This is a genomic window from Erwinia sp. SLM-02, assembly GCF_037450285.1.
Taxonomy (GTDB): Bacteria; Pseudomonadota; Gammaproteobacteria; order Enterobacterales; family Enterobacteriaceae; genus Erwinia.
This window is the reverse complement of record NZ_JAQISN010000003.1, coordinates 273,180-288,647: the sequence shown is the minus strand read 5'-3', so window position 1 is coordinate 288,647 and position 15,468 is coordinate 273,180. Positions and strand designations below refer to the sequence as shown.

Annotated in this window: 16 protein-coding genes; 3 read left to right on the top strand and 13 right to left on the bottom strand. The window is 57.2% G+C overall.

Going from position 1 to position 15,468, the window contains the following annotated elements; translation table 11 throughout:
- The first annotated feature begins 35 nt into the window (after nucleotides 1-35).
- Both PGH32_RS18235 and PGH32_RS18230 read left to right on the top strand, forming a co-directional pair.
- Complete coding sequence (locus PGH32_RS18235) at nucleotides 36-755, top strand: YtjB family periplasmic protein (RefSeq protein ID WP_314421620.1); 720 nt, start codon at nucleotides 36-38, stop codon at nucleotides 753-755.
- A 120-nt stretch (nucleotides 756-875) separates the two neighbouring features.
- The gene (locus PGH32_RS18230; protein WP_314421624.1) at nucleotides 876-1,265 is read left to right on the top strand and encodes a DUF4354 family protein; all 390 of its coding nucleotides are present in this window, start codon (nucleotides 876-878) and stop codon (nucleotides 1,263-1,265) included.
- 57 nt (nucleotides 1,266-1,322) lie between these two features.
- Here the strand turns inward: PGH32_RS18230 and deoD are convergent, their stop codons facing one another.
- The 10 genes from deoD to PGH32_RS18180 form a co-directional block, all read right to left on the bottom strand.
- Nucleotides 1,323-2,042 (bottom strand): purine-nucleoside phosphorylase, encoded by a 720-nt coding sequence (deoD, locus tag PGH32_RS18225; RefSeq protein WP_314421625.1) that lies wholly within the window; start codon nucleotides 2,040-2,042, stop codon nucleotides 1,323-1,325.
- Nucleotides 2,043-2,127: 85 nt separating this feature from the next.
- Nucleotides 2,128-3,354, bottom strand: coding sequence for a phosphopentomutase (gene deoB, locus PGH32_RS18220; RefSeq protein WP_314421626.1), 1,227 nt, complete (start codon nucleotides 3,352-3,354; stop codon nucleotides 2,128-2,130).
- Between the two features lie 63 nt (nucleotides 3,355-3,417).
- The gene (deoA, locus tag PGH32_RS18215; RefSeq protein WP_337894770.1) at nucleotides 3,418-4,740 is read right to left on the bottom strand and encodes a thymidine phosphorylase; all 1,323 of its coding nucleotides are present in this window, start codon (nucleotides 4,738-4,740) and stop codon (nucleotides 3,418-3,420) included.
- 887 nt (nucleotides 4,741-5,627) lie between these two features.
- A complete protein-coding gene (deoC, locus tag PGH32_RS18210; RefSeq protein WP_337894769.1) occupies nucleotides 5,628-6,407 on the bottom strand; it encodes a deoxyribose-phosphate aldolase in 780 nt (259 codons plus the stop codon).
- A gap of 286 nt (nucleotides 6,408-6,693) precedes the next feature.
- Nucleotides 6,694-7,470, bottom strand: coding sequence for a TatD family hydrolase (locus tag PGH32_RS18205; RefSeq protein ID WP_314421636.1), 777 nt, complete (start codon nucleotides 7,468-7,470; stop codon nucleotides 6,694-6,696).
- Complete coding sequence (locus PGH32_RS18200) at nucleotides 7,467-8,513, bottom strand: patatin-like phospholipase family protein (RefSeq protein WP_337894768.1); 1,047 nt, start codon at nucleotides 8,511-8,513, stop codon at nucleotides 7,467-7,469. The genes PGH32_RS18205 and PGH32_RS18200 overlap by 4 nt, the downstream gene beginning before the upstream one ends.
- A 106-nt stretch (nucleotides 8,514-8,619) precedes the next feature.
- Nucleotides 8,620-8,781, bottom strand: a complete 162-nt coding sequence (locus PGH32_RS18195; RefSeq protein ID WP_105594818.1) for a DUF1328 domain-containing protein — start codon at nucleotides 8,779-8,781, stop codon at nucleotides 8,620-8,622.
- A gap of 140 nt (nucleotides 8,782-8,921) precedes the next feature.
- Nucleotides 8,922-9,533, bottom strand: coding sequence for a molecular chaperone OsmY (gene osmY, locus PGH32_RS18190; RefSeq protein WP_314421642.1), 612 nt, complete (start codon nucleotides 9,531-9,533; stop codon nucleotides 8,922-8,924).
- Nucleotides 9,534-9,851: 318 nt separating this feature from the next.
- Nucleotides 9,852-11,441, bottom strand: coding sequence for a peptide chain release factor 3 (gene prfC, locus PGH32_RS18185; protein ID WP_123336359.1), 1,590 nt, complete (start codon nucleotides 11,439-11,441; stop codon nucleotides 9,852-9,854).
- A gap of 109 nt (nucleotides 11,442-11,550) precedes the next feature.
- Complete coding sequence (locus PGH32_RS18180) at nucleotides 11,551-12,195, bottom strand: DNA-3-methyladenine glycosylase I (RefSeq protein WP_314421644.1); 645 nt, start codon at nucleotides 12,193-12,195, stop codon at nucleotides 11,551-11,553.
- Nucleotides 12,196-12,364: 169 nt separating this feature from the next.
- Between PGH32_RS18180 and yghU the strand changes: the two genes are divergently transcribed.
- On the top strand, nucleotides 12,365-13,216 hold the full coding sequence (gene yghU / locus PGH32_RS18175; protein ID WP_314421647.1) for a glutathione-dependent disulfide-bond oxidoreductase: 852 nt from the start codon (nucleotides 12,365-12,367) through the stop codon (nucleotides 13,214-13,216).
- Between the two features lie 679 nt (nucleotides 13,217-13,895).
- On the opposite strand, the gene yjjG is transcribed toward yghU, so the two are convergent.
- The 3 genes from yjjG to PGH32_RS18160 are packed head-to-tail and all read right to left on the bottom strand — an operon-like array spanning nucleotide 13,896 to nucleotide 15,412.
- Entirely contained in the window at nucleotides 13,896-14,576 is a 681-nt protein-coding gene (gene yjjG / locus PGH32_RS18170) for a pyrimidine 5'-nucleotidase (RefSeq protein WP_314427889.1), read from the bottom strand.
- Nucleotides 14,577-14,589: 13 nt separating this feature from the next.
- Nucleotides 14,590-15,030, bottom strand: a complete 441-nt coding sequence (gene rimI / locus PGH32_RS18165; RefSeq protein WP_314427887.1) for a ribosomal protein S18-alanine N-acetyltransferase — start codon at nucleotides 15,028-15,030, stop codon at nucleotides 14,590-14,592.
- Complete coding sequence (locus PGH32_RS18160) at nucleotides 14,993-15,412, bottom strand: DNA polymerase III subunit psi (RefSeq protein WP_314427884.1); 420 nt, start codon at nucleotides 15,410-15,412, stop codon at nucleotides 14,993-14,995. Before PGH32_RS18160 ends, rimI begins: the two co-directional genes overlap by 38 nt.
- Nucleotides 15,413-15,468 lie beyond the last annotated feature (56 nt).

The following is a 15,468-nucleotide window of genomic DNA, read 5'->3' as shown; positions in this document are numbered from 1 at the left end:
AGCAGGTCTGTCTGTCTATTTTTTGAAGGGTCATGATGGCAAAAGCCAAACTTAAATTTCGCCTGCACCGAACGGTGATAGTGCTCATCTGCCTGGCGCTGCTGGTGGTGCTGATGCAGGGCGCGTCCTGGTTCAGTCTTGGCCGCCAGATGGCCCGCTCGGGACAGGTTGAGGAACTGGCTCAGACGCTGACCCGTCAGGTCGCGTGGACGTTGACGCCGCTGATGGAAAACAGCGACGACAATCATCAAAAAATCGTTGATACCCTTGAACAGCTCACCCACGAAAGCCGTATCCTGGACGCGGCGGTCTACGATGATGACGGCAGCCTGGTCGCACGCAGCGGCGAGACCATTAACGTGCGCGATCGCCTGGCGCTGGACGGCCAGCGCGCCGGTAGCTACTTCAATCATCAGATTGTCCAGCCGCTGACCAGCAAAGACGGCCCGCGTGGTTTTCTGCGCGTCACCCTGGATACCCACGTGCTGGTCACTGAAGCCAAGCAGGTGGATAACACCACCAATATCCTGCGGCTGATGATGCTGCTGGCGCTGGCCATCGGCATTATTCTCTGCCGTACCCTGCTGCGCGACCGCCGCACACGCTGGCAGCAGTCGCCGTTCCTGCTCACGGCGAATAATCCGATCGTTGAAGACAACGAAAGTGATACTGAACGTGAAACTGAGAGCGATTCTCCTGCCGCCAGTCCTGCAGAAGCGGTAAATGAAACGGCCAAAGATCCCCTAAGCAAATAGAGCTATTCGTCAGCAATAGCCCTTCATGATCTGTACAGATTTTCCGTTCCGCAGCATGGTGTTTATCGGTCAGGCGCGTAAGCGCCCCGTATCGTACCCAGTAAAACTAAGGAGAAACACATGCAACGGAACTCTCTGATCGCCATTATGGCCGCCGCAGCAGGTTTGTATTTTTCTGGCGGTGCCTTTGCAGCCGACCCACAGGATCTGACGGTCTATGCAACACAGAAAGCGCAGACCTCGCGCTCTTCGGGCGATCTCAATAATTACGGTAAAACATTCGAGGTCACCCTGGAAAATCTTTCAGCGAAATCCATCGATCTCAAGACCGTTTGTCTGCGCGGTTATTCCCACGAGGGCAAGGAATTTCCGGTCGCCCGGGTGCAGGATAATCTGACCAAAGGCCAGCTCAAACCGCAGAAAAAGGTGACCGGCCTGGCCGTTTTCTCAGCCGCGGATGACAGCGTGTTCGATGTTAATCAGCTGAAGATTTCTCATAACTGCAGTTAAAACGCGGAAGGGAAAAGCGGATTAACGAGGCTGGCGGACGCCAGCCTCGAAAGGGATTTAGGCTTTATCACCCAGCAGAACCGACTCCAGCGCGATAACAACCATGTCGCTGAAAGTGGTCTGACGCTCGGCGGCGGTCGTCTGCTCGTGCGTACGAATATGGTCAGACACGGTACAAATCGCCAGCGCCTTCGCGCCGAACTCCGCGGCCACGCCGTAGATACCGGCGGCTTCCATTTCCACGCCCAGAATGCCGTACTTCTCCATCACGTCGAACATCTGCGGGTCCGGCGTGTAGAACAGGTCAGCGGAGAAGATGTTACCTACGCGAGCATCCACGCCCAGCGCTTTCGCTGCATCAACCGCGTTGCGCACCATCTCGAAGTCCGCAATAGCCGAGAAATCATGGTCTTTGAAGCGCATACGGTTCACTTTGGAATCGGTAGACGCCCCCATACCAATCACCACGTCACGCAGTTTCACGTCGGCGCGTACCGCACCGCATGAGCCCACGCGAATGATTTTCTTCACGCCGAATTCGGTAATCAGCTCTTTCGCATAGATTGAGCAGGATGGAATACCCATACCGTGGCCCATCACGGAGATTTTACGGCCCTTGTAGGTACCGGTATAACCCAGCATGCCGCGCACGTTATTCACTTCTACCGCGTCCTGCAGGAAGGTTTCCGCGATATGTTTCGCGCGGAGCGGGTCGCCCGGCATCAGAACCACGTCAGCGAAATCACCCATCTCAGCGTTAATATGAGGCGTAGCCATGTTTTAATCCTTATTTATCAGGCCAGGCTGATGCCTGGCCGGTTACGAGTAGTATTACGTGTTGTCGCCCGGCTGGACGTCAGCATTACTTCAGCAGGTTTTTGCCGTATTCCATCGGTGACAGACCAAAATAGCTGGCTACCGTCTGGCCAATGTCAGCAAAAGTGTCGCTATAGCCCAGGTAGCCCGGCTTCACGCCTGGGCCATAAATCAGTACCGGGATATGTTCGCGAGTGTGTTCGGTTCCGACCCAGGTCGGATCGCAGCCGTGGTCGGCGGTGAGGATCAGAATATCCCCCTCTTTCACCAGCGCCATCAGCTCCGGCAGACGTCGGTCAAACAGTTCAAGCCCGCCCGCGTAGCCCGGAACATCACGACGGTGGCCCCAGGTGGAGTCGAAGTCGACGAAGTTAGTGAACACGATGCTGTTGTCCGGCGCGATTTTCATTTCCGTCACGGTGGCGTCAAACAGCGCATCCAGACCCGTCGCTTTCACTTTTTTAGTGATACCGACGTGAGCATAGATGTCAGCAATTTTACCGACCGAAATCACTTCGCCACCCTGCTCATCCACCAGTTTTTTCAGGATGGTCGGTGCCGGAGGTTCTACCGCCAGGTCATGGCGGTTACCGGTACGTTCAAAGTGGCCGGCGCTGTCGCCAACAAACGGACGCGCGATCACGCGACCAATGTTGTAACCGCCTTCGGTCAGCACTTCACGAGCGATTTCGCACAGTTCGTAAAGGCGATCGAGGCCAAATGTTTCTTCATGACAGGCAATCTGGAACACCGAGTCGGCAGAGGTATAGAAAATCGGCTTGCCGGTTTTCATATGCTCTTCGCCCAGCTTGTCGAGGATCACCGTCCCGGACGAGTGGCAGTTACCGAGATAGCCCGGCAGGTTCGCTTTTTCCACCAGCAGATCCAGCAGTTCCTGCGGGAAGCTGTTTTCCAGATCGCTGAAGTAGCCCCAGTCAAACAGCACCGGCACGCCGGCGATTTCCCAGTGGCCGGACGGGGTATCTTTACCGGAAGAAAGCTCGCTGGCGTAGCCGTAAGCGCCGATAATTTCCGCGTCTTTATCCAGACCCAGCGGGAATTTCCCCGTCGAGGCTTCTGCCGCTTTGCCCAGACCAAGTTTGGTCAGATTAGGCAGGTTGAGCGGGCCTTTACGCCCTTTATCTGCTTCACCCCTGAAGCACGCCTCGGCAATATGTCCGAGGGTATCCGAGCCTTTATCACCGAATTTATCGGCGTCTTTACTGGAGCCAATTCCAAAGGAATCAAGCACCATAATAAATGCACGTTTCATCCTGATCTCCTGCGCGATTGTCGCGATGAGCGTTAAAAAAATGCGATCAGAACAGAATACCGCTTATTGCGAGATTCTGCGATAGATAACCGGTGTTTTCTCGGGCTGTGTCTCAGACAGCGTGACCGCCGCTTTGACGGCGGCGGCGGCTTCCTGCCAGCTGTCTTCGCTGGAGGCGTGGATCACCGCCAGCGGTTGCTGACCGTCCACCGCCGTACCCAACGCGGCGACGTTGCTCAGCCCGACGCTGTAGTCAATGCTGTCGCTGGCGCGGCGGCGACCACCGCCCATCGTCACCACCGCCATTCCCAGCGCGCGGGTGTCCATTGCGCTGACGATACCGGCACGGTCGGCATAAACCGCTTTGCTCAGCATCGGCGCGGGCAGGTAGCTGTCCATCCGCTCGATAAAATCGGTCGGGCCTTTCTGGGCCGCCACCATGCGGGCAAAAATTTCCGCCGCGCGGCCGTTATCCAGCACGGTCTGCAGTTTTGCTCGTGCGTCTTCTGCCGAGTGTGCCAGCCCCCCGGAAATCAGCATTTCAGCACACAGCGCCATCGTCACTTCCAGCAGGCGCGGATTGCGATATTCACCGGTCAGGAACTGCACCGCTTCACGCACTTCCAGCGCGTTACCGGCGGTGGAGGCCAGCACCTGGTTCATGTCGGTCAGCAGCGCGGTGGTTTTGCAGCCCGCGCCGTTTGCCACGCCGACGATCGACTGCGCCAGCAGCTCGGATTGTTCAAAGGTCGGCATAAACGCGCCGGATCCGACTTTCACATCCATCACCAGCGCATCCAGCCCCTCGGCCAGCTTTTTCGCCAGGATCGAGGCGGTGATCAGCGGGATCGAGTCGACGGTGGCGGTAATATCGCGGGTGGCATAGAAGCGCTTATCCGCCGGGGCCAGCGAGCTGGTCTGGCCGATGATCGCCACGCCCACCTCTTTGATGATCTGCCGGAAGCGATCGTCCTGCGGGAAGATATCAAACCCGGGGATCGCTTCCAGTTTGTCCAGCGTGCCGCCGGTATGACCAAGGCCGCGTCCGGAGATCATCGGCACATAGCCGCCGCATGCCGCCACCATCGGTCCCAGCATCAGTGAAGTAACGTCGCCGACGCCGCCGGTGGAGTGTTTGTCGACGACCGGGCCGTTAAGGTTCAGCGACTGCCAGTTCAGCACCGATCCGGAGTCACGCATGGCCATGGTCAGCGCCACGCGCTCCGGCAGCGACATATCGTGGAAGTAGATGGTCATTGCCAGCGCGGCAATCTGTCCCTCAGAGACCGTATTGTCGCGCACGCCGTTGATGAAAAAGCGGATCTCTTCTTCACTCAGCGCCTGTCCGTCACGTTTTTTTCGAATAATTTCCTGTGGCAGAAACACGGTAACCCCCAATAAGTTTAGTGTGGCCGCCGGGCGGCTCGGTGCTTGCTGTTAAAAGTAACTGGTGCGGCCTGCCGCAATAGCGATCTACGCTGGCTGGCGGTGTCTGTGCCCGGGCGGGTCCTCGCGCCGCTTTGCGGTGCCTTCACGCCGCTCGTCAGCCTGCCGGACCGGCTCAGACGGCACATCCTTGTGCCGACCGAGCCTTGCGCCCGCGTCCTGCGGGCGCATCCTGGCTTCCTCTCTCCGTTCAGCGCTGCGGATTGCCCTTGCCACAGACACCGCCAGCCTGCTTTGTTTCGTTAGTGTCGTCTTTGTGAAACACCAGGCCTGATGCTTGTTTACATGCTATGTCTGCTGCATCGAATTTCTAATGCGCTCAACGATCGGCACACCGGATTGACTCGATCCAGGAACCCGCCGGCCTGCTTTGTTTCGTAAGTGTCGTCTTCGTGAAACACCAGGTCTGATGCTTGTTTACCTGCTATGTCTGCTGCATCCAGTTTGTGTTGCGCTCAATGCTATGCACAACGGATTAACCCGACCACCGACACCGCCAGCCCGATTTGTTCCGCTGGTATCGACGTTGAAAACAGCAATCGGGATGCCTGATAGTAAAGGGCCTCTGCGGTGGCTGGATGGCAATCCGCAGCGCTGAGGCGAAAGCATCTGGCCCGGAGACGGCAGCAGGGACGCTGACGTCAGGCGATGCGCGGGCAGGACGCCCGCTCATCGCCGGTCCGCAAGGCCGGATGCCGGAGCCGAGGGCACCGCGCAAAGCGCGGCGCGAGGACCGCCATCCAGCCACCGCAGAGGCCCGAAACATCCTTAATATCCACAGCCACTACACCAACGAAGCACTCACCATCAAGGCAGACCGGCTTTTTTTAATACTTACTATCGCTGGTTGCCCCGGCAAAACCCGCTGCGTTCAGCAGGCTGGCCAGCAGGCTCGATGCACCAAAACGGAAATGACGGGCGTCAGCCCAGCCGCTGCCCAGAATGTCATCGGCCAGCTTCAGATACAGCGCCGCATCATCGGCAGTGCGCACGCCGCCCGCTGGCTTAAAGCCAACCTGCTGCTGCACGCCCTTCTCGGCGATCACCCGCATCATAATTTCAGCCACTTCCGGCGTGGCGTTCACCGGCACTTTACCGGTTGAGGTTTTGATAAAATCAGCACCCGCATCGATCGCGATCGACGACGCTTTACGGATCAGCGCCGGATCTTTCAGCTCGCCGGTTTCGATAATCACTTTCAACAGCACATCCGCCGCCGCGCAGGCTTCTTTACAGGCTTTCACCAGCTCAAAACCGACGGTTTCATTACCGGCAATCAGCGCGCGATACGGGAAAACCACGTCCACTTCATCGGCACCATAGGCAATGGCAGCACGGGTTTCTGCCACGGCAATATCAATATCGTCGTTGCCGTGCGGGAAGTTGGTCACGGTAGCAATACGAATTTCCGGCGTGCCCTGTTCGCGCAGGGTCTTACGGGCAATCGGAATAAAGCGTGGGTAAATACAGATCGCTGCCGTGTTACCCGCCGGAGATTTAGCCTGATGGCAGAGCGCAATCACTTTCGCGTCGGTGTCATCGTCGTTCAGGGTGGTTAAATCCATCAGTTTCAGCGCGCGCAGCGCCTGCGTTTTCACATCGGACATGGTTCTCTCCAGAAAAGGGAATTAAAGGTCAGGCCTGACGCAGCAGCCACCCCTGCAATGTTAGAATAGTAACACTACGATAGAATGGTTTTTGCAATACAGCTCACAATAAGACGTTTTATCTTTCATGATTATTGCATTTAATGTTAGATAAATCACACATTATCCGTGTGAGATCCCTGTCATCGGCCTGTCAGAGACAGCATGACACGCGAATGTTACAATAATAACATTTTATGTGGCGTGGGATGTGAGCTGTGCTGCGCCTGCATTCAGGATAGCCCGTTTACAGGGCAAACAGCGCGCGGGTGTTTTCTCTGATGGTTTCGGCGATAAGTTCGGGCGGTTCGGTGCGCAGTTCGCACAGGCTCTGCCAGACGTTTTTCACCCGTTCCGGCCTGTTAGGCTGGCCCTGAAAGCCCTGCAGCGGCATATCCGGTGAATCGGTTTCCAGCAGCAGCGAACTCAGCGGGAGGCGGGCAATAGCATTGCGGGTTTTACTGGCGCGGGGATAGGTGATGGTGCCCCCAACGCCGATGGCATAGCCCGCACGGATAAACGCCAGCGCCTGCTGCTCGCTGCCGGCAAAACCGTGGACCACACCGCGCCTCGGCAGCGGGATACGGCGCAGATGCTGCGCCAGCCGGTCGTGCGTGCGGCGGGAGTGCAGGATCACCGGCAGATCGTAATCGCGCGCCAGACGAAGCTGAGCATCCAGCACCGCTTCCTGACGTTCAAACTGCGGGTTATCAATGTAGAGATCGAGCCCCATTTCCCCCAGCGCCACCAGCTTGTCAGGCCGCTGGCGCAGGATGTGCTCCAGCGCGGCCAGCGCTCGATCGTCATGCTCATCGATCGCCATCGGATGCAGCCCGAGCGCGGCATAAACCGGGGGATGCGCGGCGGCCAGCGCCATCACGCGATCGAAACGCTCAGCCGATACGCTGACGGCAATGATTTTCTCCACCCCTGACTCCGCCGCCAGCCGCAGGCTTTCCCGCTCGTTGCCAACAAACGGAGGAAAGTCGAAATGGCAGTGGGTATCAACAAAGTGCAGGCTCATGCCAGGGATCCTTTATCCAGTTCGCTGTCAAACCCCACCGCCGGATCGACAATGATCCCCTGGCGATCGGGTTCGTTCGCCACCGGAGCCGGCGGAACCACGGCTTTAGGATGCAGCTGCCCGCCGCCCAGCCACTGACCGAGCGTGGCGAGGAAATAACGCCCGCAGCGGCGGCCCAGATGATAATCCTGGTTCAGCGAGGTAACCCTGCTGCCCAGCGCGTTACTGGCCAGCGCGCGCGGCGGATAGATTTCAATAATGCGCAGCTGACCCGGCGGCGCGTCGATAAAGCTCTGGATCTGGTGATAGCTATCCTCATGGAGCTGAAGAATGTTCACCAGCGGCTGGAGCGCGCTGTCGCTCAGCCAGCGCTCAATCCGCTTCACCCACTGCGGCGTATAGGTCATCTGCGACGGCACGGTGCGGATCACCACAATGGTGTCCGCCCCCAGACGCGCGGCTTCGCGCACCGGGATAGCATCGCTGATCCCCCCGTCCAGATAGCTGACCCCGGAGAGATCCACCCCGTTGCGATACAGGCCCGGGATGGCGCTCGATGCCTTAATAATGTCATGCCAGCTGTCGGCATCGGGTGAGAAGTAGTTGGCCGCATAGTCGTCGCTGCGGCAGGCGCACATATAGAATTCACGCCCGGAGCGGAACAGTTTTTCCCCGGCATCCAGCGCCAGCGGAAACTCTCTGCGGGTAATGTCCACCAGCCAGTCGAGGTCAATGAGATTGCCACCGCGCACAAAGCGCAGCGGATTGAAGAACTGGCTGCTGGTGGTGTAGCGGGTGATCACCCGTCGGGCATAGCCAGGCTGACCGCAGACGTAGGCGGAAAGATTTTGCGCACCGGCGGAGGTGCCGAGCAGGAGATCAAAGGGATTGAAGTGAGCCCGCTGGAATTCATCCAGCACGCCGGCGGTGAAGATACCGCGCTGCCCACCGCCTTCACACACCAGGGCGAGGGTGCCCGGTCGGAAAGGTTTAAGACCCAGCGGCGCGATGTTGCCAAGGGTTATCGGGATGCGTTTGCCCAAGTCAGGTATCCTCTTAATTCACCAACCTCAGAGGATACCTGGTCTCAGTCACGCCCGTAAGGCGCTTTTTGCTTTTTGTTGCAATTCGATTAAATTGTTTCGGCTGCTAGAGTTTCTTACGTCCGGTAAACAGACTCACCAGGAAGATAATAATACCCACGACGAAGACGAGTTTTGCCGCCCATGCCGCAGTACCAGCCAAACCACCAAAACCTAACGCGGCTGCAATCAGCGCGATAACCAGAAAGATAATGCCCCAACGAAACATAAGCTTCTCCTTACCACCAAAGTTGAAATCGAACGGCTTGCATCTCTTCATAATCCGGCATCGGTCAGGTTAACCTCCGCCGGAGTCACTCCGGAATGCCATTCAGCGCAGCAACAAAGGCTGACTGAATGTCCTTTTTACTATTTAACGCTCAGATCGTTCTTCACACTTTTGACGCCATCAATGGCTTTGGCAATTCCTTCAGCGCGTTCTGACTGCGCCTGTGTTTTCACCGTACCGGAAAGCTGGACCACGCCGTTGGTGGTTTCAACCTTCACGTTGCGCGACGGAACGATGTCATCAGCTAAAAGTTTAGCTTTAATTTCGCTGGTCGTTGCCGCATCACCGGCATAACCGCTCATACTCTGTTTAGTGCTGTCTTTTACGTGCAGTTTATCGCTGACGGATTTAACTCCTTCAATCCCCTTCGCAAGCGCAACGGCTTTTTCAGCCTGATCCTGAGAGGCAACAAAGCCGCTCAGCGTCACCACGCCTTCATGGGTTTTCACGGAGATATCCGTACTTTTAATCGCTTCGTCATCAACCAGCGCCGCTTTAACTTTCGCCGTTACGCCGCTGTCATCCATGTAGTTACCGACTTTTTTCATAGAGCTATCGATTTTTGAACCCGCACTGTCGGCAGAGCTTTGCGTTTTATTCATCATGGACTCTTCTGCCATCGCAGAACCGCCCACCAGCGCAGAACCTACCAATACAGCCATCAGAGTTTTAGCAATCTTAGTCTTCATCATCGATTCGTTCCTTTTTAGTCTTCATCACTCACAACGGTGAGCTTTTCAGCTACAAACGGCGTAGCTGTAGATTCCGGTTTCGGTTGTCCATAACCGTCAACATCGCAGCATTTGCTGCCGTCCGTTTTGCGTCCTGTAGAAATTAATATAGTCAGGAATCAGGATTTCACCGGATAAGATGGATGATTTGATGAGTAAAGCAGCAAAATGAAAGGGTTTTAGGAGTAGTCTGTAACGAAAAAGGGGGGCGCCCTGCTGTACAGGTCGCCCCCCTTTAAACTGATTTCCTGCGGCCGGGCAGCCGGGTAAATCCCGTAATTAGTGCTCGCGGGTTTTACGGAACACCACATCAGGATAACGTTCCTGGGTGATATTCAGGTTGACCATCGTCGGCGCAATGTAGGTCAGGTTATCCCCCCCATCGAGCGCGAGGTTAACTTCGTTCTTACGCTGGAACTCATCGAATTTCTTCACGTCGCTGCACTCCACCCAGCGGGCGGTAGAGACGTTCACCGATTCGTAAATCGCTTCAACGTTGTATTCGCTCTTCAGGCGCGCAACCACCACGTCAAACTGCAGCACACCGACCGCACCTACGATCAGATCGTTGTTATGTACCGGACGGAAGACCTGAACGGCACCCTCTTCCGACAGCTGAACCAGCCCCTTGAGCAGCTGCTTCTGCTTCAGCGGATCGCGCAGGCGGATACGGCGGAACAGTTCCGGCGCGAAGTTCGGAATACCGGTGAACTTCATGTTCTCACCCTGGGTAAAGGTGTCGCCAATCTGGATGGTGCCGTGGTTGTGCAGGCCGATAATATCGCCCGGATAGGCCTCTTCCACGTGGGAGCGGTCACCGGCCATAAAGGTCAGCGCGTCGGCAATCACCACATCCTTGCCCAGACGGACCTGGCGCAGCTTCATGCCTTTTTCATATTTGCCGGATACCACGCGCATAAACGCCACGCGGTCGCGGTGTTTCGGGTCCATGTTGGCCTGGATCTTGAACACGAAGCCGCTGAACTTTTCGTCGGCCGCGGTGACGGTGCGCACGTCGGTCGCACGCGGCATCGGCGATGGCGCCCACTCAACCAGACCGTCCAGCATATGGTCGACGCCGAAGTTACCTAACGCGGTACCGAAGAAGACCGGCGTCAGCTGTCCTTCCAGGAAAGCCTCGCGGTCAAACTCGTGGGAGGCACCCTGCACCAGCTCCAGCTCATCGCGCAGCTGCGCGGCCAGATCTTCACCGATGGCCGCATCCAGATCCGGGTTGTCCAGCCCCTTGACGATGCGAACTTCCTGAATGGTATGGCCTTTACCGGTCTGATACAGGTAGGTTTCGTCTTTGTACAGGTGGTATACGCCCTTAAACAGCTTGCCGCAGCCGATAGGCCAGGTGATAGGCGCACAGGCAATTTTCAGCTCGTTCTCCACCTCGTCCATGACTTCCATCGGATCGCGGATATCACGGTCCAGCTTGTTCATAAAGGTCAGGATCGGCGTGTCGCGCAGGCGGGTGACTTCCATCAGCTTGCGGGTACGATCCTCAACGCCTTTCGCGGCGTCGATCACCATCAGACAGCAGTCCACCGCCGTCAGCGTGCGGTAGGTATCTTCCGAGAAGTCTTCATGCCCCGGGGTATCCAGCAGGTTAACCAGGCATTCGCGATACGGGAACTGCATCACGGAGGTGGTAATCGAGATACCACGCTGTTTTTCCATCTCCATCCAGTCCGATTTCGCGTGCTGGTTGGATCCGCGGCCTTTTACCGTACCGGCAGTCTGGATAGCCTGCCCGAACAGCAGCACTTTTTCAGTGATGGTGGTTTTACCGGCATCCGGGTGGGAAATGATGGCAAAAGTGCGGCGGCGGGCCACCTCTTGCATAAAGGGTGCATTCGACATGAAGTTCTTCTGAGCCAATTAAACGTTAATGGCCGGCATTTTCGCCGATTCTGACATCAGAAACAATGCAGAACGCCGCTTAATCGCCCGAAAGACTCGCCGTTATCCCTCATGGCCGTTTCAGCCGCCCTCTTTCCGCCTCGCAGATATCACGCACGCAGCAGCCCTGAAGGTGGTCGTTCACCAGTCCCAGCGCCTGCATCAGTGCGTAAGTGGTGACCGGTCCTACCCAGCGCCAGCCGCGTTTTTTTAACGCTTTCGACATGGCTTCCGCTTCCGGCGAGGTGTTATTACCCTGCCAGTAATGAATATCCACCACCTCCGGGCGCGCTTCCGGCTTCGGTTCAAACTGCCAGAACCAGGCGGCCAGCGAACCCGCCTCCGCCACCATTTCAATCGCACGCTGCGCATTATTAATCGTGGCAAGGATTTTCGCCCGGTTACGGACAATGCTTTTGTCCGCCATCAACCTGGCGATATCGGCCTCGTTGAAACGTGCCACCCTGTCGAAATCAAATCCGGCAAAGGCCCGGCGAAAATTTTCCCGCTTGTTATAGATCATCTGCCAGGACATCCCGGAATGAAAACCCTCCAGGCAGACCTTTTCAAAAATCAGCCGATCGTCAGTGACCGGCCTGCCCCACTCGCCGTCGTGATAATCGGGCATCAGCGGCTGCCAGTAGCAGCAGGTTCGGCCTTCGGCATTAACGATCAGTCCTGTTTCGTGTTGTGCATCGTTTTTTTCGTGTTTCATCTTCACCTCAATCCATTACGGTGCTCGTTGCGGATAAACGCCGCTCGGTTAGCAATGCTATATCTAAGCAGAGAAAAATGCGGCATTTGGCTTTTGGCGCGGCCGTCCGCTATTTTTATTTCACCTGCGGCATCAGAGCCGACTCACTTCTAAACAAGGGTATCGCGTTATGAGCACCAATGATTATCAGCCAGCAAAAGTCTGGAGCGAAAATAAGGCGCTGGGCGGCACATGGGGTAGCATTAACCGCCCGACAGCGGGTGCACGCCACGAAGCCACTCTGCCCACCGGCAAACATCCCCTGCAATTGTACTCGCTGGGCACGCCTAACGGCCAGAAGGTCACGATCCTGCTGGAGGAGCTGCTGGCGCTGAACGAGCACGGCGCTGAGTACGATGCGCACCTGATCCGCATCGGCGAGGGCGATCAGTTCTCATCCGGTTTCGTTGCGGTGAATCCAAACTCCAAGATCCCGGCGCTGCTGGATACGTCTACCACGCCGGCAACGCGGGTGTTTGAATCCGGTGCCATTCTGCTGTATCTGGCGGAAAAGTTTGGTCACTTCCTGCCAAAAGATGCTGCCGGACGCACCGAAACGCTGAACTGGCTGTTCTGGCTGCAGGGCGCCGCGCCTTACGTCGGCGGCGGTTTCGGCCACTTTTATCACTATGCGCCGGTGAAGATCGAATACGCCATCGATCGCTTTACCATGGAAGCCAAGCGCCAGCTTGATCTGCTGGATAAGCAGCTGGGTGAGCATCGTTACATCGCGGGTAATGATTACAGCATTGCGGATATCGCTATCTGGCCGTGGTACGGCACGCTGGTACAGGGTCTGATGTATGAAGCGGCAGAGTTCCTGGATGCGGCGTCGTACAAGAACGTGGTGCGCTGGGCGGACGAAATTGCGCAGCGTCCGGCGGTGAAGCGTGGCCGGATTGTCAATCGGACCTGGGGTCCGGAGGATCAGCAGCTGGCCGAGCGTCATGACGCGTCGGATTTTGCGAAGCTGGGGCTGTAAGTTGCGGTGAGATCCGTGAACGGGGCGACCGTTACGGGCAGATCGCCGGGTCGCCGTAAATACCTCCCTGTAGGCTTGGCTGCCGCATCCCTGCGGCAGACACCCGGCTAACCTGTCCCGTAACGGTTCCCTTTCAAATCATCGCGTTGCTGCCAGAGGACGATCGCTATTCTGGCCGTTCGGAGACTTTTTGCGGTGAGATCTTTGAACGGGGCGACCGTTACGGGCAGATCGCCGGGTCGCCGTAAATACGTCCCTGTAGGCTTGGCTGCCGCATCCCTGCGGCAGACACCCGGCTAACCTGTCCCGTAACGGTTCCCTTTCAAATCATCGCGTTGCTGCCAGATGCTATCAGTTCTTCAGGCAGCAACTCAGGAACATTCAGGCAATCGGGGCTGGCCGGAAAAGCGGACCGTCCGAGCACAGGGAAGTGCGAGGCCGAGCGAACAGGGATGTGACAGCGGGTCTGCGTTCCGGCCAGCCCCGATACGCCAGACGCAGGATCTGAAGCAACTCCCTGAGCACTGGAACGTGACAGCGGCTCCGCGTTCCGGCCAGCCCCGATAAGCCAGACGCAGGATCTGAAGCAACTCCCTGAGCACTGGAACGTGACAGCGGCTCCGCGTTCCGGCCAGCCCCGATACGCCAGACGCAGGATCTGAAGCGCCTTAATCCAACCTTAACTCAATAACTTATCCTGTAACTCACGCAGCGACGCCACCTGCCACGTCGGGTTGATCCCCTCCGGCTTAGCACGCCCGTCAGCATTCAGCCAGCAGGTCGCCATGCCGGCATTGATCCCACCAAGGATATCGGAATCCGGATTATCTCCAACCATCATCACCCGATCGCGCGGCGGATTGCCCATCTGGGCCAGCGCATAATCAAAAATCGCCGGATGCGGCTTGGCGTGACCCACCTGCTCGGAAATCACCAGCAGATCGAAGTAGCCGAGGAAGCCGGTGCGCTCCAGCCGCGCCTGCTGAAGCGCGGTGAAACCGTTGGTAATAATGCCCATTTTCACCCGCCCCTTCAGCGCGGCCAGCAGATCCGTTGCGCCCTCCAGCGGCAGACAAATCTCGGCCATCGCGGTCAGAAAACCACTGTTGAGATCGTGCGGTGTCACCTGCAAACGATCGGCCCAGCCCTGAAAACGCTGGTGTTGCAGCTGCAGTGCGCTGATAGCGCCATTCTGATAATCGACCCACAGCGGCTTATTAATCGCCTGATAATCATCGAAGTCGGCGTGGCTGAACTGCACGTCGTAATGCTGGAATAACCGCTGCAAACCGGCAAAGGCGTCGAAGTGAAACAGCGTGTCGTCAGCGTCAAATAAAATCCAGTCCCATTGGGTAAGCATTGGTGGTTCCCGGTTAAATCGTTAAGGCCATAATCACGGCGTCTTCTTTGCCGTCTGCGGTCGGGTAGTAGTTGCGTCGAATCGACACCTCATTGAAATCCAGCTGCTCGTACAGCGCGATGGCAGGCCGGTTAGAGGCACGCACTTCCAGCCAGAGGGTCAGAACGCCACGCTGCTCAAGCGCAGCGATCAGGTGCTGCAACAGCTCGCGGCCAAGACCACGGCGCTGAAACGCCGGATCGACGGCAAGATTGAACAGCGTAGCCTCGTCAAGCACCACCTGAGTTATCGCGAACGCGGCCAGCACGCCATCCACCTCCAGGCGGAAGTTCAGATAGCGCTCGCCCTGATTGCTGGCAAAAGTTTTTTCCGACCAGGGAAAAGCATGGCTGCGCTGCTCAATGGCAAACGCAGCATTAAGATCGTGCGTGGTGAGTAAAGAAATCTGATTCATGTTGGCAAATCTGCTGCCATAGCGCCCGTTTGGCACCGGCATTGTGGTAAAGCTCCGCCAGCACCGGCGAAACAAGGTGGGTTCCGGCAAGCGTGCCCGGAGCATCTAATCCTAAGCACCAGCTGTGACAGCGGGTGTCATCCGGCAGCATCGCCAGCTGTTCAGGCGTAAGCATCTGTACCTGCGGTTCGTGCAGTTCCAGCGCGCGCAGCACGTCCGCGACCAGCGGATCCTGCAGCGCGGGTAGCACCTCGGCAACGATCACCAGCCGGGTTTCTGCGGGCAGGGTCACCGCAATCTCGCCCTGCAGGGCGCGCGGACGCCGCAGCGTATACTGCGTAATACCCATTTGCTGTAATAACCAGTCGCGTCTGGAAGACATCTTTTTTCCTGTCTGGCTGCCCGTGTGACCGGCATAGGGTAACAAAGCCTTCGAAA